Below are 19816 nucleotides of genomic sequence, written 5' to 3'. Positions count from 1 at the left end.
GGTTGCCCTCAGCCCATTCCCCAGATCTGCCAAGCCGTTCCGAGCAAGCCCGCCAAGATGAGGACGAGCCCGCAGGCGCGGTAGTACCGCAGCGGCGAGTTGCCGCGTGCCGCGGCTTCGCCCGCTGCGGCGCGTTCCTCGGGCGATCGGCCACGGGTGGCCTGCGCCTCGAAAACGGCTTGGCCCCAGGTGGGCGTGCGCTCGGAGAGTTCTGCCCGCGTGCAGGTCAGTGCCGTGAGCAGGCCCAGGATGAGCACGCCTGGAAAGCCCAGGACGAGCACGATGCCCAGGCTGGCGGCGATCAGCGCAAAGATGCCGACCCAGGCGATGCCGTTGGCGATGGTGCTGGCGGATGGGCGCATGCCGCAGCTTGGCACCGGAAAGCCGGCTTGTCCGCTCACCCCGCCCGGAGGCTGGATGGCGGCTCTGGGTGCGTCAGAGTTCCGCCTCGCCGAAGACGCGCGACACGTCCCCGCCCCATTCGGCGGCGTTGCGGCGCAGCCAGTGGTCGGCCTGGGTCTCGCCGGAGGCGGCGATGCGTTCCAGCGGTTCGAGGAAGCGCTCCTCGCCCTGGCCGCGCGCGCGGAGGCCCTCGCGGGCGATGGTGAGCACGTCGCGCGCCACCTCGCTCAGCGGGACGCTGCCGATCGCGGCATCGAGCGCCTGCATCGGCACGTCGGCGCGCAGCGCGTGGAGTTGGGCGACGGACCAGGGGCGCACGAGGCTGGCGGCAGCCTTTAGCGCGGCGTCGTCGTAGAGCAGGCCCACCCAGAAGGCTGGAAGGGCGAGGACCATCTCGGCCGAGCCCATGTCGGCGCCGCGCATCTCGAGGAAGCGCTTGAGGCGGACATCGGTGAAGACGGTGGTCACGTGGTCCGCCCAGTCGCCCATGGTGGCGCGCACGGAGGGGTCGGAGGGCAGGCCCTTCGCCATAAAGTCGCGGAAGGTGGTGCCCGTCGCGTCCACGAAGCGGCCGTCGCGCATGACGAAGTACATGGGCACGTCGAGCACGTGGTCGGCGAAGCGCTCGAAGCCGAAGCCGTCCTCGAAGGCGACGGCGGGGATGCCCGTGCGGTCGGGGTCGGTACGGGTCCAGACCTGGCCACGCAGCGTGCGGTACTCGGTCGCCTCGCCCTCCCGGAAGGGGGAGTTGGCGAAAAGCGCGGTGGCCAGCGGCTGGAGGGCGAGAGAGACGCGGAGCTTCTGCACCATGTCCGCCTCGTCCCCGAAGTCGAGGTTGGCCTGCACGGTCGCGGTGCGGAGCATCATGTCGAGGCCCATGTCGCCCACGCGCGGCATGTAGTTCCGCATGATCGCGTAGCGGGTCTTGGGCATCCAGGGCATGGCGTCGCGCGTGGCCATGGGGTGGAAGCCGATGCCGGCGAAGCCGATGCCGAGCGGCGCTGCCACCTCGCGCAGGTCGCGCAGGTGGTCGGCCAGTTCGGACTCGGTCTCCTGGATGGTCGCCACGGGCGCGCCGGAGAGCTCGAACTGGCCGCCGGGCTCAAGGCTGACGCTCGCCTCGCCGCGCTTGAGACCGATGATCTTGCCCCCGTCGTCGATCCGCTCCCAGCCCCGCGCGGTCAGGCCTTCCAGCAGGGCAGCGATGCCAGCGGGCTCGTAGGCGGGGGGGAGAAAGGTCTCGCGGTGGAAGCCGATCTTCTCGTGCTCGGTGCCGACCCGCCAGGCCGTGCGGGGCTTGCTGCCGGCGGCGAACCAGCCGGCCAGGTCACGCGCTGATTCGATGGGCGTGAGATCGGCCTCGCCAGGGTTCGACATTCTGCGTTCTGCTCGTCCATCAGGTGGGCCAGGTTGCCACGGGCCGCCTGGACCATCCCAGCGCCGAGACCGCCGCCCCGCTCCTGAATTCTGGCCCTGGGCATTCCCGCCCTGGGATTCGGGAGCCGAGGCCGTTCCCCGCAACAAAGGGATGCGGCGGCGGGGCGTCAAGTTCCCCCTCCGTGAACCCTCCGTGCGCCCCGGCCTTACAAGGGGGCGGAAGCGGGGATGGACACCCGCCGCGATCCGTCGGAAGGAGGGCGCGTGGCGCCCCATACCGACATCAGGCGGGACGGGCTGGTTGGGTGGCTGCCCACCTCGCTCGTGCCCTACGCGCTGCTGATGCGGCTGGACCGGCCGATCGGCTCCTGGCTGCTTTTCCTGCCGGGCCTCTGGGCCTTCGCCGCCGCCGCGCCCTCCTGGGGGCGGGGGATCTGGCTCACCTTCCTGTTCGGCCTCGGGGCCGTGGTCATGCGCGGCGCGGGCTGCGTGGTGAACGACCTCTGGGACCGCGACCTCGACCGGCAGGTGGCGCGCACCGCGGCGCGGCCGCTCGCCTCGGGGGCGGTTTCCGCACGGCAGGCGCTGGTCTTCCTCGCGGCGCTTTGCATCGTCGGTCTGGTTATCCTGCTGCAGCTCCCGCCAGCGGCCATCCTGCTCGGCGTCGCCTCACTGGTGCCGATCGTGCTCTATCCGCTGGCCAAGCGGGTGACGGACTGGCCGCAGGCAGTGCTGGGGGTGGTCTTCACCTGGGCGGCGCCGATGGGCTGGGCGGCGGCAACGGGCGGCCTTTCGGCGCCGGGCCTTCTCCTCTGGGCCGCGGGCTTCGGCTGGACCCTTGCCTACGACACCATCTACGCCCACCAGGACCGCGAGGACGACGCGCTGGTCGGCATCCGATCCTCCGCCCTCACGCTCGGGGAGAGGACGCGGCCCTTCCTGATGGTGGCCTTCGCGGGCTGCATCGCCCTCGTCGCGACGGCCGGAGTGCGGGCGGGGCTGAACCCGATCTTCCTCATCGGCCTCGCGATGCCGGTGGCGCATTTTGCCTGGCAGTGGCGGGTGATCGACATCCACGACCCCGCGCTCTGCCTCCGGCTGTTCAAGTCCAACCGGGACGCAGGGCTGCTGATCGCCCTCGCCCTCCTGTTGGGACGGCTGTGAGCGGGGGCGGGTCCTCGCCCGAGGCCTTTGTCGCCGCCCATACGGCCATCGCCCGCGCACCGCTGGTACCGGAGATCCCGCTCCACCTCGCGACCGAGCTGACGCCCCTCTGGCAGGCAACCGAGGAGTGGCTGGGCGAGCGGGACATCGAGCCGCCCTTCTGGGCCTTCGCCTGGCCGGGCAGCCAGGCGCTGGCGCGCTGGGTGCTCGACGATCCCGCCCGCGTCGCGGCGCGCCGGGTGCTTGATTTCGCGGCCGGCGGCGGCCTGGCGGCGATTGCCGCGGCGCTCTCGGGCGCGGCGGCCGTGGAGGCGGCGGAGATCGATCCCCTGGCCCATGCCGCCATCCGACTGAACGCCGCGCTGAGCGGCGTGGCGGTGGCCGAGGCGCCCGGGGATGTCGTGGGCAGCGCCTGCCGCTGGGAGGTCATCCTGGCGGGCGACGTTTGCTACGAGGCGCCGATGACACGCCATATCCTGCCCTGGCTGCGTGGCATGGCGGGCGCGGGCGCCACCGTCATCCTCGCCGATCCCGGCCGCGCCTATGCTCCGCGGGACCGGCTGGAGCCGGTGGCGCATTATCGCGTGCCCGTCACGCGCGAACTGGAGGACAGCGAGGAGCGCGAGGTCACGCTCCAGCGCCTGCTTCCCTGAGAGGCGGCGGGGCACGGTTCCGGTAAATCGCCGCGCGGCTGCAACCCTGCTGTCATGGGCTGGTTTCCTCCCTGTCAGCGCCTTCGTAGCGCCTCCGGTGTGAATGGTTTCACCATGTCCCAGCGTGTCCTGATCGTCGAGGACGAGGTCCTGATCGCTCTCGATCTGGCCTCGGCCCTGGAGGACATGGGCCATGAGGTCGTCGCGACCGCCGGGGATTCGGCCGAAGCGCTTCTCTCCGCGCGGGACGGCCTGGACATTGCCCTCGTGGACCTGAACCTGCGCGATGGCCCGACCGGCCCCTCCCTCGGCGAGACGCTGGCACGGGACTGCGGGGCGACAGTGATCTATCTGACCGCCAATCCCGGACAGGTGCCGCAGGGCTGCGCCGGGCCGGTGGGCATCCTGCCCAAGCCCTTTAGCGACGCTGCCCTGGCCGCCACGCTCCGCTTTGCCGTCTCCCTGCGGGAGGGCAGATGCGCCCGCCCGCCCGAGGACCTCCGCCTACTGGGCCGTACGGCGGTGGAGTGCCGCGACCGGTAGCCAGGCTTCCAGCTCCAGCCCGCCGGGCTGCCAGTGGCGGACCACCTTGCCGCCGAGCTGGCCTTCGACGCTGAGAGTCGCGAGGCGGCTGCCGAAGCCCTCCCGCTCCGGCGGGCCGGGCACGGGGGGACCGCCGGTCTCCTGCCAGCGCACCCTGATGCGTTCCTCCCCGCCCGGCCCCGCTTCCGTCGAGAAGCGGAGGAGGATCCGGCCCCCCGGAACCGAGAGCGCGCCGTATTTCGCGGCATTCGTCGCCAGCTCGTGGAAGAGCAGCGCGAGCGGGGTCGCGGCCGCGTCGTCGAAGGTCTGGTCGGTGCCCTCGATGAGGATACGGTTGGTTGCCTCCTCGGCCGCTCCATCGGCCGGGCTCGGAGAGGCTTGGGCCGGTTCGCCGGGCGCGGTGGCATAGGGCGACAGCAGGTCCCGCAGGAAGGAGAAGAGCGTCGTCGGGCCGATGACGGGCCGGCTGGACTCGCTGTGCGGGCGCGCGAACTCATGCGCCCGCGCCAGGGCCCCGATCCGCCCGCGCAGATCCGCCGCGAAGCGCGTGGCCTCGGGATGGCCGCGAGCGGAGAGCGAGGTGAGCGAGAGGATCACGGCGAAGATGTTCTTGATACGGTGGCTCAGCTCGTGGCTGAGCATCTCCCGCTCCTCCGCGGCGCGGCGCATCTCCTGGATGTCGGTGCAGGTGCCGAACCAGCGGCTGACCCGCCCAAGCGCGTCGCGCACCGGCACGGCGCGGCCGAGGAACCAGCGCCAACTGCCGTCGGCGAGGCGCAGGCGGTACTCGACCTCGTAGGGCTCGCCGCTGAGGAGCGAGTGGCGCCAGCGATCCCAGGTATGGGCACGGTCCTCCGGGTGAACGATGGTGGACCAGCCCTCCCCCTCGCTCTCGCCGGGTGGCAGGCCGGTGACCTCGTACCAGCGGCGGTTGAAGTAGTCATGGTGGCCGTTGGAAAGGGTTGACCAGACCATCTGCGGCAGGGTGTCGGCGATAGCCCGGAAGCGGGCGTCGCTCTCGCGCAGCGCCGCCTCCGTTTCCTTCCCCTCGGAGATGTCGAGCGCGACGCCGGCCAGACGGCTGGCCCGCCCGCCAGCGTCCCGCAGCACGCGGCCACGCAGCTGCACCCAGGTGACGTCCCCGCCCGGCGGCCAGGTCCGGTAGGCATGGTTGAGCGGCGCCCGCCCGGCCAGGGCCGCGACGAGCGCGCGGTCGAGGGCGGGCCGGTCCTCGGGCACCACATGGGCCAGCAGCTCCGGCCCCGTCGCGCCACGCTCCCCGAGGGCGGGATCCATGCCGTGCAGGGTGCAGGCGCGGGCATCGGCGTGGATGAGGCCGGTGCCGGCATCCCAGTCCCAGGCACCCGCGATGCCGGAGGCCTCGAGCGCGAGGGCCAGTCTCTGCTCGGCCCAACTGGGGCGGGCAGCAGGCGTGTCAGATGGCACGGATGATCCGGGGCGCATGTAACCCAGGCTTGTGCCACGACACGCGCTTCCACACCACCGCGCGAGCGGCGTTTACCCCGCTTCGAGCAGCGCCACCGGCAACCGGCCCAACAGCACCCCGAGAGGCAGGGATGTGCCTTCCGGCACCGCATCCCCACCCAGCGCATCGCGGAAGCGAAGGCTGGCCAGGGCGGGCGGAAGGGCAAGCGAGGTCTCCGCCCAGGCTTCGTCCGGGACGAGCGGCAGCCCTCCCTCCCCCAGCAGCTTCACGGGCAGGCGGGTGACAACCGTGATGCAGGCCGCCTCGCCCTCGCGCCGGGCAAAGGCGAGCACGTGGGCCGCGAGCGGCCCCTGGGCCTCCAGCGGGATGTACTCGCCCGTCGCGAAGAGAGCCGGCTGGCGGGCGCGCAGCGCGAGAGTCCGGGCGATGACCGCAGCCTTCACCCGCCCGTCCTTCCAATGGGAGAGGAGGTCGGCAGGCGCCTCGTCCGCATTCAGCGCGGCCTCGCGCGCCGGGAAATCCACGGGGCGGCGGTTGTCGGGGTCCACGAGGGAGAAGTCCCAGAACTCCGTGCCCTGGTAGAGGTCGGGGATGCCCGGCGCGGTGCAGCGGATAAGCGTCTGGGCAAGGCCGTTCGCGGCGCCGGCGGGTGAGAGGCGCGCGACGAGGGCGGCCACCTCCTCCCGCAGGCGCGACGGGCGATCCATCGCCAGCATGGCCGTGATGAAGTCCCGGCAGGCGGCCTCGTAGGGCTCGTTCGGCACGGCCCATTCGGAGCGGCGCTTGCCCTCGCGCAGCGCCTTCTCCTGCCAGGCGGCGAGGCGCTTCACGAGGGCCGCCACGCCTTCCTCATCCGCGGGGTCGAGGTCGAGAGGCCAGGCGCCGATGAGCGACTGGTAGAGCATGATCTCGTCGGTGGCGTCGGGCGCGGGCTCGCCGTCCACCTCCTTCTTCAGCACCGTGTTCAGCCGCGTCCAGCGCGTGAGCGTCGCGGCCCATTCGTCCGGGATCTCGGAGAGGACGGCCAGGCGAGCGCGGGTATCCTCGCCGCGCTTGTGGTCGTGGGTGGCCGTCGCCAGCAGCTCGCGCGGGAAGAATTTCGCGCGCTCGCGGCAGGTGGCGTGGAAGGCGGCGGGGGTGATCGCGAAATGCGAAGGCTCGGAGCCGACCTCGTTACGCGAGATGAGGCGGCCGTAGCGGTAGAAGGCCGTGTCCTCCACGGACTTCGCAGCGACAGGGGCCGAGAGCTGCTGGAAGCGCACGGCGGCGCGCAGCCGCTCCCGGCGCTGCGCGTGCGGCAGGTGGCGCGGCGGGTCGCCGCCGAGCCAGGAATCCAGCAGGTCGAGCAGCGGGCGCTCGGTGGCGCGCACGGTGCGCCGGGCGCCGGCCATGGCCCAGTCGAGCAACCGGCGGTCGGCCTCGTTGCGCCCAGCAATGCCGACATAGGAGCGGTAGGCCGGGAAGTGCACCAGCACCTCCGTCAGCGCGCGGCTGATGGCCGTCGGCGTGAAGTCGCGGGTCTTGAGGTCGCGGGCAGCGATGCGGCGGAGCGCGGCCGCGGTGCCGTTGAGTTCGCTGGCCAGATTGTAGCGCAGGATCTGCCGCCGGGCCTCGCGCGCTTCCTCCCCAAAATCGGCCGGGCGGCCGGTCTGGTCGTGCCAGAGAGCGGCGAGAGGATCGGCGCCCTCGGGGTCGTGCAGGACGGCGGAGACCTCGTCCATGAAGTTGTAGCCGGTCGTGCCGTCCACCATCCAGTCGCGCCGCAGCTTCTCGTGGGGTGCGAGGATCTTCTCGATGAGCAGCAGCGGCTCGCCGTGCGGCACGCTCTCGGGCCTGTGGGATTCGAGCGCCTGCAGGCGGCGGCGGAGCTTGCGGCAGTAGCCGCGGGGATCGGCCAAGCCGTCCACGTGGTCCACGCGCACGCCGTCGATGAGGCCATCCTCGTAGAGCTTCAGGATGAGGGCGTGCGTCGCCTCGAAGACGGGCGGGCGCTCGACCTGGAGGCCGCCGAGGGAGGTGACGTCGAAGAAGCGGCGCCAGTTGATCTCGTCCGTCGCGGCGCGCCACCAGGCGAGGCGGTAGTGCTGCGCCTCCAGCAGGGCGTGCAGGCGGGCGCGGCCTTCCTCATCCTTCGGATCGTGTGCGGCGATGACGGCGTCGATCTGCGCGCGGCCCTCCGGCGTTCCGGCATGGCGCGCGAGCATGTCGAGCGCGAGGCTCGCCGCGGCGCGCGCGGCCTCCGGATCATCGCTGGCGGAGAGGGCGCGGAAGGTCTGGGCGAGGCCGGTCAGCATCGGCTCGCCGGTGGCCGACAGGAGCATCGCGTAGGTGGGCGGCGCGATGGGGAAGCGGTGCTCGAAGTATTCCGCGTAGATCTTGCCGCTCTCGGGCTCGAAATGCAGCGCAAGGTCGCCGGATTCGAGGACGGTGCCGTAGGGCGCGCCGAGGAAGGGCGCGAGCATGCGGTTCGTCAGGTCCGGGTCCGGCGGGTTCCAGTCGATGTCGAAGAACATCGCGAAGGGCGATTGCGGACCCCATTCGAGCACGTCGAGCCACCAGCCGTTATCGGCGCCGCCGACGCCCATGTGGTTGGGCACGATGTCGAGGATGAGGCCCATGTCATGGGCGCGGAGTGCCGCGACGAGGCGTTCCAGCGCCTCCTCCCCGCCCAGCTCGGGGTTGATGCGGTTCGGATCCACGATGTCGTAGCCGTGGGTGGAGCCGGGCCGCGCCTTGAGGATGGGCGAGGCGTAGAGGTGGCTGATGCCCAGCTTCGCGAAATAGGGAACCAGCGGCACGGCCGCGTCGAGCGGGAAGTCCTTGTGGAACTGCAGCCGGGCGGTGGCGCGCGGCGTGGCGGGAGCGGGCATCAGCGGGCCACTTTCATCGGAATTGGGCGAAGGAGGCGATACGCGCGGCGGTGTCGTGCTCGTCGAGCAGGGTCGCGGCCTCGCCGGGCAGGCGGCGGCGCCAGTTCGGGTGGTCGCCAGTGGTGCCGGGCAGGTTCGGCGCCTCCTCCAGCGCCAGCGCGTCCTCCAGCGGCAGCAGGGCGAGGGCGCAGGCGGCGGAGGCGACGTGCCGGGCGGCGGCCGTCGCGACCTCCGCGCCGTCGTTCTCGGCGGGCGCCGGCCCTTCGGCCGCGCCGCTCTCGCACATGGCGTCCCAGAGGCGGGTGCGGTCCTCGGCGCGCTCGGCGTATTGGGGCGCGCCGTCTGCGCCCTCACCCAGCAGGCCGAGCTTCACGCGCCAGTCGATGTCGCGCCCGCGCCACCAACCGGCGACGGTCGGCAGGTCGTGCGTGGTGGTGACAGCGACGGCGCCGGGCGACCAGGTGGTGGGCGGCGTGAAGCTGCGGTCCTTCGCCTGCTCGAAGTAGAGGACGCGCAGGCCCATCACGCCGGTCTCGTCCAGGCGGTCGCGGAAGCCCTCCGGCAGCGTGCCAAGGTCCTCGCCGACGACGATCGCCTCGTGGCGCTGCGATTCGAGCGAGACGAGGCGCATCATGTCCTCCACGGGGAAGTGGAGATAGGCGCCCTCCGACGCGTCCCCGCCCTGGGGAACGAGCCAAAGGCGGGCGAGGCCCATGGCGTGGTCGATCCGCACGCCGCCCGCGTGGCGCATGGCAGCGCGCAGCATCTCGAGGAAGGCGGTGTAGCCGTTGTCGCGCAGCCCGCGCGGCGAGAAGGCGGAGATGCCCCAGGACTGGCCGAGGGGCGAGAAGATGTCGGGCGGCGCGCCGACGCCGACGCCGGAGAGGATCTGCCCCTGGCGCGACCAGCCGTGGCTGCCGCCGCCATCCGTGCCGACCGCGAGGTCCGCAATGAGGCCGATCTTCGCGCCGGCATCCTTGAAGGCCGATTGCGCGGCGCCGAGGCCGCAATCCGCGATCCACTGCAGGAAGGCGTGGAAGGTGACCTCCTTCGCATGCTCCCCGGCGAAGCGCTCCACGCCCGGGGCCTGCGGGCGGCGGTACTCCTCCGGCCAGTCCTTCCAGTGCCAGAGGGCGGGGTCGCGGCCGTAGAGATGCGCGTGCAGCGCCTCGAAGCGCGCGTGACTCTCCAGCGCCTCGCCGCCCTCCTCGCGGAAGCGGTCGAAGGCGGCGTCGCCGGGGAAGCGGTCGAACATCGCGCGGAAGAGGGAGAGGCGCAGTCGCGCGGCCGCGGGCCAGTCCACGAGGTCGAGGGATTCAAGCCGCGCGAATTCGTCGGCCAGGCCCGTGCTCGCGAGCGCCGCCCGCAGCGCCTCAGGGCCCAGGCTCGCGGGATCGGCGTGCAGCACGTTCAGGAACAGGCGCGAGGAGGGCGCGTAGGGTGAGAAGCGCTCAGGGTCAGCCGAGAACTGCGCGTGGACGGGCGAGATGGCGATGGCGTCCGCACCCCGACGCGCTGCGCTGCCGGCAAGCTGCGCGAGGCCGGTGAAGTCGCCGATGCCGGCATCGCCGGTGCGGCGCGGGGAGTAGAGCTGCACCGCGAGGCCCCAGGGACGCGTGCCCGGCGCGATGGCGTGACCGCGGCGCGGGCAGACCGCGAGGACTGTCCGCTGTCCGCCGATTTCCAGCTGGTGATAGCCGGGTTCCTCCACGGAGGGCAGGGTGCAGAGACCGTCCCTCTGCCCGGCGCGGCCCTCGCGGGTCTCGCCGTTCTCCATTTGCAGGCGGAACTCCGGCTCGCCGGGCAGGCCAAGCAGCACGGGGCGGCCAGCGAGCGCGGTGCAGAGCGGCGGCAGGCCGCGCTGGCTCTCACGCAGGCGCTCGCGGCTCTCGCGGATCGCGGCGTCGCCGTCGGCGGGAAGGCCGAGGGCGGCGAGGATGGCGCGCATCGCCTCCGGCCCGACCTCGTGCTGCTTGTCGTTGACGTCGCGCCATTCCACCGCAATCCCGGCGTCGCGGGCGAGATCGCGAAGGTCGTCGTCGTTCATTCGGGGGGATCCAGGAGAGCGATGGTCGTGCGCGGGGGGAGCGTGCCGGCGGCGAGCGAGGCCGCATCGCCGGGCGCGCTCTCGAACACGGTTCGCGCGCCCTTCGCGTTAACATGGGCTGCATCGGCGCCGAGATTGGTCGCGATGGTGAGAAGCGAGCCGTCGCCCATGCGCCAGCGCGCGACGACCGCGGCCTCGCCCACCGCTTCCGCGCCCTCGGCCATGGCGCCCTTCAGGCGGGGGATGATCTCCGCGCGGCGGATCGCCAGCAGCGCCTTGTGTCGGGCGAGGATGGCGGCGTGGGGCGGGCGCTCGGCCTCGACGGGATCGGGACGGGAGGCCTCGAAGGTGCCGGGGTCGTTCGGGTCGGGGATGCGGGCGCGCGCGGCTTCGTCCTGGAAGGCGGAGAAATGCGCGAACTCCTTGCGCCTTCCCTCCTTCACCGCTTTTGCGAGTTCGGGGTCCTCGAAGCCCGTGAAGAAGAGGAAAGGGGCGGTCGCGCCCCATTCCTCACCCATGAAGAGCATCGGGATCTGCGGGCAGAGAAGAAGGAGCGCGGTCGCGGCCTTCAGCGCGTCGCGGTCCGCAAGGGCGGAGAGGCGCTCGCCCATCGCGCGGTTGCCGACCTGGTCATGGTTCTGCAGGAAGAGCACGAAGGCGGTGGGCGGCAGGTGGGCGGAGGGCTCGCCGCGGCCGCGCCCGAGATGTGGCATTGTCTCGCCCTGGAAGAGGAAACCCTCGGCCAGCACCCGGGCGAGTTTCTTCGCGCCCTCGCCGTGGAAGTCCTCGTAGTAGCCCTCGCTCTCGCCGGTCAGGAGCGGGTGGAGCGTGTTGTGGCCGTCATCGTTCCACTGGGCGTCGTAGAGGCCGGGCGTGAGCTTCGAGGCGGTATTGCCCTCGTTCTCGAGCACGAGATGGACCTCGCGCCCCGTGATCTCCGAGCGGAGGCGGCGCGCCAGCACGTCCAGCCAGGACTGGTCGGCGATGGCGTGCACGGCGTCCAGCCGCAGCCCGTCGATGCGGTAGTCGCGCAGCCACATCAGCGCGCATTCCTCGAAGAAGGCGCGCACCTCGGGGCGGGCGAAGTCAATCGAGGCGCCCCAGGGCGTGTGGATGTTCTCGTCGAAGAACTCCTTCGCATAGGCGTGCAGGTAGGCGCCGTCGGGACCGAAATGGTTGAAGACGCAGTCGAGAAAGACGGAGAGCCCAAGGCCGTGGGCCTCGTCCACCATCGCCTTCAGCTCGTCCGGCGTGCCGTAGGAGGGATCGGGCGTGAAGGGCTGCACGCCGTCATAGCCCCAGTTCCGTCCGCCCGGGAAAGCGGCCAGCGGCATCAGCTCCACCGCTGTCACGCCGAGGTCGCGCAGGCGGGGCAGCATGGCGCGGATGCCGGCATAGCCGCCGCAGGTGCCGGCATGAAGTTCATACAGCACCGTCTCGTGCCAGGGGCGGCCGCGCCAGTCCTCGTTGCGCCATTGGTAGGCCGCGTGGTCCACCAACACCGAGGCGCCGTGCACGCTCTCCGCCTGCGCGCGGGCGGCGGGATCGGGGACCAGCAGGTCGGGCGAGGTGCGGAAGCGGTAGCGGTCCCCGGCGCGGGCCGGGGCCTCGGCAGTGAACCAGCCGCCGGGAGCAGGTTGCATCGGGACGGGGTCGCGGCCCTCGATTTCCAAGGAGACGCTCTCGCTGGAGGGCGCCCAAAGGCGGAAAGTCGCGCCTCCTTCGTGCAGGATCGGTCCCCAGAGGGGCGTTGCGGCGTTCGTCATGTCCGGTCCAGGCGGCTCCACAGCAGGACCACGGAGCGCGCCGCGACGGGCACGGTTTCCTCATCCTCTCGCAACATCCGCTCCTTGGCCTCGGGATCGGCGCTGTCGAGCAGGAGGCACCAGGTCCGGGACACGCCCGGCAGGACGAAGGGCTGATCTGCGCTGTCGGCGTTCATCAGCAGCAGCACCGTGTCCGCGCCGCCCTCCGCCACGCCGTCGGCGCGCAGCATGGCGAATGTTTTCGCGACCGGGTCGTTCCAGGCATCGGGCGTCATGGGCTGGCCGTCCTGGCCGAACCATTGCGTGTCCGACAGGCCCGGCACAGGCTCAGACCGGCCATGCGGGAAGCGTGCGGGGCGCAGCGGGGCCAGACGGTGGCGCAGCCGTGTCAGGCGGGCGGTGAAGCGCGCCATGAGTTGCGCCGCTTCCGTCTCCGCGCGTTCCCAGTCAACCCAGGAGGTCTCGTTATCCTGGCAATAGGCGTTGTTGTTGCCGCGCTGGGTGCGGTTCATCTCGTCGCCCGCCAGGATCATCGGCGTGCCCGCAGAGAAGAGCACCGTGGCCAGCATGGCGCGCTTCAGCCGGCCACGGATCTCGAGGATAGCGGCGTCGTCGGTCTCCCCCTCCACGCCCCAGTTGTGGGAGTGGTTGTCGCTATGGCCGTCGCGGTTGTCCTCGCCATTCGCCTCGTTGTGGCGGTGGTCGTAGGAGACGATGTCCTCCAGCGTGCTGCCGTCGTGCGAGGCGATGTAGTTCACGCTCGCCCAGGGTTTGCGACGCCGGCGGTCGAACAGTTCCGCCGATCCGGTGAGGCGCGCGGCAAGGTCGGAGCGCATGCCCTGGTCGCCCTTCCAGAAGCGGCGCACGCCGTCGCGGAACTTGTCGTTCCACTCGGCGAAGCCCGGAGGGTGGTTGCCGAGCTGATAGCCGCCGGGGCCGATATCCCAGGGCTCCGAGATGAGCTTCACGCGCGAGAGGACGGGGTCCTGGCGCACGGCGTCAAAGAAGCCGGAGCCGGGATCGAAGCCTGATACCTCCCTCCCGAGGACGCTGCCGAGGTCGAAGCGGAAGCCGTCCACGTGGAAGCTCTCGACATAGTAGCGAAGGCTGTCCATGACCATCTGCAGCACGCGCGGATGCGACATGTTCACGGTGTTGCCCGTGCCGGTGTCGTTGATGCAGACCCGCGGGTTGTCCGGCAACAGGCGATAATAGGAGGCGTTGTCGAGGCCGCGCCAGGAGAGGGTCGGGCCGAGTTCCGATCCCTCGCAGGTGTGGTTGTAGACGACGTCGAGGATCACCTCGATCCCCGCCTCATGCAATCGGCGCACGGCGGCGCGGATCTCGTTCAGCACGCCGGTCGCGAGATAGGCGGGCTCGGGCGCGAAGAAGGAGAGGGTGGAGTAGCCCCAGTAGTTCGTCAGTCCCTTCTCCACGAGGAAGCGATCCTGCAGGAAGGCGTGCACCGGCAGCAGCTCCACCGCGGTCACGCCGATGCGCAGCAGGTGGTCGATGACCGCGGGGTGGCCCAGCGCCTGGAAGGTGCCGCGCACCGGCCCAGGGACCGCGTGGTGCTGCCAGGTAAGGCCCTTGAGATGCGCCTCGTAGATAATCGTATCGGACCAAGGGCGCTCGGGCCGCCGCTCGTTTCCCCAGTCATAGGCACGGTCGTCCACCACCACGCCCTTGGGCATGGCGGCGGCGCTGTCGCGGCGGTCCATCGTCAGGTCGGCGCGCTGGTTGCCGACGCGGTAGCCGAAGAGCGCGTCGGACCAGGTGACGTTGCCGACGAGCTGCTTGGAATAGGGGTCGAGCAGCAGCTTCGTCGGGTTGAAGCGGTGGCCGCGCGCGGGGTCGTAGGGCCCGTGCGCGCGGTACGCATAGACGGTGCCAGGTTCCGCATCCGGCAGGTAGCCGTGCCAGACCTCGTCGGTGCATTCCGGAAGGTCGTAGCGGGCGGTTTCCCGTCGGCCATTGGCATTGAAGAGGCAGAGCTCGATCCTCTCCGCATGGGCGGAGAAGACCGCAAAGTTCACGCCGAGGCCGTCCCAGGTGGCGCCGAGGGGGAAGGGCCTCCCGGGTTCGAGGCGCGGGGGCTCCGTCGGCATGGGCGGGAGTGGTCCTTAGGGCGAGAGGATCAGGGTGGCCAGCGGCGGCAACGAGAGGATGAGGGATGCGGGCTGGCCATGCGAGCCCTCCTCCGTGGCGTCCACCCCGCCATAGTTCCCGATGCCGGAACCGCCATAGGAGGCGGCGTCCGTGTTCAGGACCTCCCGCCAATGGCCGCCATGCGGCACACCGATCCGGTAGCCATCCCGCGGGACAGGCGTCATGTTGCAGACCACGAGGGCCGGCGTGCCGTCGGCACCGAAACGGAGGAAGGCGAAGACACTGTTCGTGTTGTCGTCCCCCACCACCCAGGCGAAGCCCTGCGGATCGGCGTCCCTCTCATGCAACGCGGGGAGTGCGCGATAGGTGCGGTTGAGGTCACGCACCAGCTCCTGCACGCCGCGGTGGCGCGGATCGTCCAACAGGTGCCAGGGAAGCTGCGCGTCGTGGTTCCACTCGGTCGGCTGGGCGAGCTCGATCCCCATGAAGAGAAGCTTCTTGCCGGGATGCGTCCACATGAAGGCGAGATAGGTGCGAAGATTGGCGCGCTTCTGCCAGTCGTCGCCGCGCATCTTTCCCAGCAGCGATCCCTTCCCGTGCACGACCTCGTCGTGGGAGAGCGGGAGGACGAAGTTCTCCGAAAAGGCGTAGACGAGACCGAAGGTCATCTCGCCGTGGTGCCAACGGCGGTTGACCGAGTCCTCCTCCATGTAGTGGAGGGTGTCGTGCATCCAGCCCATGTTCCACTTGTAGTGGAAGCCAAGGCCGCCCTCCGACACGGGCTTCGAGACGCCGGGCCAGGCCGTGCTCTCCTCGGCCACCATGATGGCACCGGGGCAGCGGTGGCGAACGGCCTCGTTGAGCTCCTTCAGAAAGGCCACAGCCTCGAGATTTTCGCGGCCGCCGAAGACGTTGGGCACCCATTCGCCGTGGTTGCGGGAGTAGTCGCGGTAGAGCATCGAGGCCACCGCGTCCACGCGCAGCCCATCGACGTGGTAATGCTCCAGCCAGTGCAGCGCGGAGGCGATGAGGAAGCCGCGCACCTCCGTGCGGCCGAAATTGTAGATGAGGGTGTTCCAGTCCTTGTGGAATCCCTCCCGCGGGTCCGCGTGCTCGTAGAGCGCCGTGCCGTCGAACTGCGCGAGGCCGTGCGGGTCCGAGGGGAAGTGCGCGGGCACCCAGTCGAGGATGACGCCGATCCCGGCCTCGTGGCAGCGGTCCACGAAGCGCGAGAAGCCCTCGGGTGTGCCGAAGCGGGCGGTGGGCGCGAAGAGGCCGAGCGGCTGGTAGCCCCAGGAGCCGCCGAAGGGGTGCTCCATGATCGGCAGCAACTCGACATGGGTGAAGCCCATGCCCTTCACATAGGGGATCAGCCGGGAGGACAGCCCGTCCCAATCGCCGGCATGGCCGTCCTCGGCGCGCCACCAGGAGCCGGGATGCACCTCGTAGATGGCAATCGGCGCGGCCACGTCGTGCACGGCACCACGCCGCTCCATCCAGGCGCCGTCGCGCCAGCCATAGGGCGCGGGGGTGCCGACGATGGAGGCGGTGCCGGGGGCGAGTTCGGCCTGGGCGGCAATCGGGTCGGCCTTGAGCGGCAGCACGCCGCCATGCGGGCCGAGGATCTCGTACTTGTAGTGCTCCCCGGGCACGAGGCGCGGGATGAAGAGTTCCCAGATGCCCGAAGCGCCGCGCAGGCGCATGGGATGGCGCCGCCCGTCCCACGAGTTGAAGCCGCCGACAACGGAGACGCGGCGCGCGTTCGGCGCCCAGACGGCGAAGCGCACGCCGGGCACGCCGTCCACGCTCATCGCCTGCGCGCCGAAGACGCGGCCCATCTCGTGGTGCCGCCCCTCGCCGAAGAGGTAGATGTCCATGTCGCCGAGCAGGGGACCGAAGGCGTAGGGGTCCTCCGTCTCCTGCACGCCGCCGCGCCAGTCGATGCGGAGCGTGTAGGGGCCGGGCGGGACCTCGCCCTCGAAGAAGCCGTGGTCGTGGACCTGCGCCAGCTCGACGGGCGCTCCCGCCTCCGGCACGGCCTCGACGCTCAGCGCCCCCGGCTGGAAGGTCCGCACCACGCCGCCGTGCCGGCCGAGCACGGCGAAGGGATCGCCGTGGCGGCCCTCGACGATGGCCTGGATGGCGCCTTGGGTCTCGCTCATGCAGTCACCAGTCGGTCGGCCAGCGCGGAGAGGCCGCGCAGCGGGATGGAGAGCCAGGCGGGGCGGTTCGCCGCCTCGTAGCGCAGCTCGTAGGAGGCCTTCTCCAGCAGGAAGAGGTCGAGCAGCGCGTCGCGCGTGGCGGCGGGCGCCCACTGCACGGGGGATGCCGCCTCGGCCTCGTGATACGCCTCCTGGAAGGCCGCGCCGGCCTCGGTGCGGAAGCGCGCGAGCAGGGTCTCGCGCCGCTCCGGTAGCGCCGTGCTCAGCGCGGAAGAGGCCGCGGCGGCCGCGTAGTCGAGGGACCGCAGCAGGCCCGCGACGTCGCGCAACGGACTGCCCTTGGCGCGGCGCTCTTCCAGCGTGCGCGCGGGCTCGCCCTCGAAGTCCACGATGACGGCGTCGCCCTGCGCGACCAGCACCTGGCCAAGATGGAAGTCGCCGTGCACCCGCGTCATCAGCGCGCCATCGGCCGATTGCGCGAGCTTGCGGGCGGCCCTCTTCAGCGCCTCGCGGCGGGCGAGCAGCCCCTCCGCCATGGCCTTGTCCTCGCCGGTCAGATCAGCTTTCTCCAGCAGGTCCAGCGCAGGATCGAGCTGCGCGATGGCGCCCTCCGCCCAAGCCGTGCGGGAGGCCTCGCCGGCCACTTCCGGGGAGAAGGCGGGATTGTCGCTCGGCGCGGCCAGCGCCGCGTGCAACTCGCCCAGGCGCTTGCCGAGCGCCGCGATAAAGGAGAGGTAGCCGGCCAGCGCGTCCGTCTCGTCATCCGTCTGGTCGGCGGCGCGCGAGAGCCAGTCGAGCGTCCAGCCCCAGCCGTCGCCCTGGTTGCGGACGAAGCCCTGCACGAGCATCAGCGTGACGGGCACGCCATCCGGGCCGGTGCGAACGACCTCGCCCAGCAACGGCGCGATGTTCTCGAAGCCCGCCTCGGTCAGGTGGCGCGTGACTTCGGCCTCCGGGTGGATGCCGGTCACCAGCTTGCGCAGGATCTTCAGCACCGCCTGCTCGCCGACGATGATCGAGGAGTTGGACTGCTCGCCCGGCAGGCGGCGCACCTCGGGCTTCTCACCGAGATCCATCGCGTTCAGCCGCTCGCTGCCGATGAAGCGGACGGGACCGTCCTCCGTCTGCGCCTCCGCGCCCTGGCGCAGCGCGCCGAGTACGCGGTGCACGAAGTAGTCGGAGGCGAAGGCGTCCGTCAGGTAGCCGACGCGCCGGCCCTGGCGCACGCGGGAAAGCGCGAGCTGGTGGGCGAGCGGGCCGGGAGCCTCGTCCTCCTCCATGGCCGCCAGCGGCACGGCGTAGCGCTCCGTGCGGCCCGGCAGCGTCACCTCGATCTCGGCCAGCAGCGTGTGGATGCCGCCCGGGATGGGCGCGAGCGCGCGCAGCTTCGCCGATTGCAGCGTCTCGCCCTTCGAGGCGAACCAGCGGCGCTTGGGCAGCCAGGCCGGCAGCACCTCGCGCTCGATCTCACCCTTCTGGGCCGGGCCCATGGAGGTGGCGGTGGTGGGAAAGACGATGGTGCGGAGGTCGGGCAAGGGTTCGGGCGCCTTCACATGCCAGGGCGGCAGGGCCTGCTCCGTCGCGAGGACGAACCAGTAGAAGCCGTATGGCGGCAGGGTGAGGAGGTAGGTGAGCTGGCCGATGGCTGGGAACGCGGTGCCGCCGAGCATCTCCACGGGCACGCGGCCCGCGTGCTGCGCGAGGTCGAGCTCCACCGCCTGCGCCGAGCGCGAGAGGTTGAAGACGCAGAGGATGGATTCGCCTCCCTCCATCTCCCGCAGATAGGCGAGCACCTTGCGGTTGCCGGGATAGAGCAGGCGCATGGAGCCGCGGCCGAAGGCCTGGCTGCGCTTGCGGGTGGCGAGCATGCGCCGCATCCAGTTGAGCAGGCTGTGCGCATCGCGCGCCTGCGCCTCCACGTTCACGGCCTGGAAGCCGTAGAGCGGGTCCTGGATGACCGGCAGCACGAGCCCCGCGGGATCGGCCTTGGAGAAGCCGCCGTTGCGGTCGGGCGACCACTGCATCGGCGTGCGCACGCCGTCACGGTCGCCGAGATAGATGTTGTCGCCCATGCCGATCTCGTCGCCGTAGTAGATGACGGGCGTGCCGGGCATGGACATCAGCAACCCGTTCATCAGCTCGATGCGGCGGCGGTCACGCTCCAGCAGGGGCGCGAGGCGGCGGCGGATGCCGAGGTTGATGCGCGCGCGGCGGTCGGCGGCGTAGGTATTCCAGAGGTAGTCGCGCTCCTTGTCCGTGACCATCTCGAGCGTCAGCTCGTCGTGGTTGCGGAGGAAGATCGCCCACTGGCAGCCCTCGGGAATGTCCGGGGTCTGGCGCAGGATATCGGTAATCGGGAAGCGGTCTTCCTGCGCGATCGCCATGTACATGCGCGGCATGAGCGGGAAATGGAAGGCCATGTGGCATTCGTCACCCTCCCCGAAATACTGCTGCGTGTCCTCGGGCCACATATTGGCCTCGGCGAGCAGCATCTTGCCGACGCCGGCATAGCCGCGCTCCAACTCCGCGCGGATGAGCTTCAGGACGTCATGCGTCTCTGGCAGGTTCTCGTTGGAGGTGCCGTCGCGCTCGATGAGGTAGGGCACGGCGTCCAGCCGCAACCCGTCCACGCCGGCGTCAAGCCAGAAGCGCATGACGCCGAGGACGCGGTCCACCACCTCCGGGTTGTCGAAGTTGAGGTCCGGCTGGTGGGAGAAGAAGCGGTGCCAGAAGTACTGGCCCGCCACGGGATCCCAGGTCCAGTTCGACTTCTCGGTGTCGAGGAAGATGATGCGCGTGCCCTGGTAGATCTCGTCCGTGTCGGACCAGACGTAGAAGTTCCGCTCGGGCGAGCCCTTCGGCGCGTTGCGGGCCGCCTGGAACCAGGGATGCTCGTTGCTCGTGTGGTTGATGACGAGTTCGGTGATCACGCGCAGCCCGCGACGATGCGCCTCCTCGATGAAGCGCTGCGCGTCCTCGACCGAGCCATAATCCGGGTGGACGCCGGTGTATTCGGCGATGTCGTAGCCATCGTCCCGCCGCGGGCTGGGGTAGAAGGGCAGCAGCCAGAGCGTGTCCACGCCGAGTTCAGCGATGTAGTCGAGCTTGGCCATCAGCCCCGGGAAGTCGCCCACGCCGTCGTCGTTCGCGTCGAAGAAGGACTTCACATGGAGCTGGTAGATCACGGCATCGCGGTACCACTGCGGGTCCCGCGGGTCGGCCTGGTGGTTCGGCAGGGCTTCGTTCTTCAGGGCGGCATCGTCGGGCATGGGTGTT

12 protein-coding genes are annotated in these 19816 nt (G+C 70.9%); 3 read left to right on the top strand and 9 right to left on the bottom strand.

All coding sequences use genetic code 11. From position 1 onward, the window contains the following. Positions 1–8: 8 nt before the first annotated feature. Together BO39_RS08055 and BO39_RS08050 are read right to left on the bottom strand one after the other, a co-directional pair. Positions 9–362 carry a hypothetical protein gene (locus BO39_RS08055; protein WP_043831765.1) on the bottom strand — a complete coding sequence of 118 codons (354 nt, stop codon included), beginning with the start codon at positions 360–362 and terminating at the stop codon, positions 9–11. A gap of 73 nt (positions 363–435) precedes the next feature. Next, on the bottom strand, positions 436–1779 hold the full coding sequence (locus tag BO39_RS08050; protein WP_043831764.1) for a glutamate--cysteine ligase: 1344 nt from the start codon (positions 1777–1779) through the stop codon (positions 436–438). A gap of 228 nt (positions 1780–2007) precedes the next feature. On the opposite strand from BO39_RS08050, the gene ubiA reads away from it, so the two are divergent. From ubiA to BO39_RS08035, 3 genes are all read left to right on the top strand, one after another. Beyond that, entirely contained in the window at positions 2008–2943 is a 936-nt protein-coding gene (gene ubiA / locus BO39_RS08045; RefSeq protein WP_052401792.1) for a 4-hydroxybenzoate octaprenyltransferase, read from the top strand. Next, positions 2940–3596, top strand: coding sequence for a class I SAM-dependent methyltransferase (locus BO39_RS08040; RefSeq protein ID WP_043831763.1), 657 nt, complete (start codon positions 2940–2942; stop codon positions 3594–3596). Before ubiA ends, BO39_RS08040 begins: the two co-directional genes overlap by 4 nt. Before the next feature lie 114 nt (positions 3597–3710). Then, positions 3711–4139: a response regulator gene (locus tag BO39_RS08035; protein ID WP_052401791.1), complete on the top strand. Its 429-nt coding sequence runs from the start codon at positions 3711–3713 to the stop codon at positions 4137–4139. On the opposite strand, the gene BO39_RS08030 is transcribed toward BO39_RS08035, so the two are convergent. The 7 genes from BO39_RS08030 to treS all read right to left on the bottom strand — a co-directional run bounded on the left by BO39_RS08030 (position 4101) and on the right by treS (position 19809). Next, complete coding sequence (locus BO39_RS08030) at positions 4101–5585, bottom strand: sensor histidine kinase (protein ID WP_052401789.1); 1485 nt, start codon at positions 5583–5585, stop codon at positions 4101–4103. The two genes, BO39_RS08035 and BO39_RS08030, sit on opposite strands and share 39 nt — an antisense overlap. Before the next feature lie 72 nt (positions 5586–5657). Then, positions 5658–8456 carry a malto-oligosyltrehalose synthase gene (gene treY / locus BO39_RS08025; RefSeq protein WP_043831761.1) on the bottom strand — a complete coding sequence of 933 codons (2799 nt, stop codon included), beginning with the start codon at positions 8454–8456 and terminating at the stop codon, positions 5658–5660. Positions 8457–8469: 13 nt separating this feature from the next. Continuing rightward, entirely contained in the window at positions 8470–10503 is a 2034-nt protein-coding gene (gene malQ / locus BO39_RS08020) for a 4-alpha-glucanotransferase (protein WP_043831760.1), read from the bottom strand. Next, the gene (gene treZ, locus BO39_RS08015; protein ID WP_043831758.1) at positions 10500–12269 is read right to left on the bottom strand and encodes a malto-oligosyltrehalose trehalohydrolase; all 1770 of its coding nucleotides are present in this window, start codon (positions 12267–12269) and stop codon (positions 10500–10502) included. The genes malQ and treZ overlap by 4 nt, the downstream gene beginning before the upstream one ends. Continuing rightward, complete coding sequence (gene glgX, locus BO39_RS08010) at positions 12266–14377, bottom strand: glycogen debranching protein GlgX (protein WP_043831756.1); 2112 nt, start codon at positions 14375–14377, stop codon at positions 12266–12268. Before glgX ends, treZ begins: the two co-directional genes overlap by 4 nt. Before the next feature lie 15 nt (positions 14378–14392). Next, a complete protein-coding gene (gene glgB / locus BO39_RS08005) occupies positions 14393–16540 on the bottom strand; it encodes a 1,4-alpha-glucan branching protein GlgB (protein ID WP_043831754.1) in 2148 nt (715 codons plus the stop codon). Beyond that, positions 16537–19809 (bottom strand): maltose alpha-D-glucosyltransferase, encoded by a 3273-nt coding sequence (gene treS / locus BO39_RS08000; protein ID WP_052401787.1) that lies wholly within the window; start codon positions 19807–19809, stop codon positions 16537–16539. The genes glgB and treS overlap by 4 nt, the downstream gene beginning before the upstream one ends. Between the last annotated feature and the right edge of the window lie 7 nt (positions 19810–19816).

The organism is Roseomonas aerilata DSM 19363 (genome assembly GCF_000711725.1).
Classification (GTDB): Bacteria; Pseudomonadota; Alphaproteobacteria; order Acetobacterales; family Acetobacteraceae; genus Roseomonas; species Roseomonas aerilata.
Note: the sequence above shows the minus strand (reverse complement) of the source record. Positions and strands in the feature narration are given on the sequence as shown.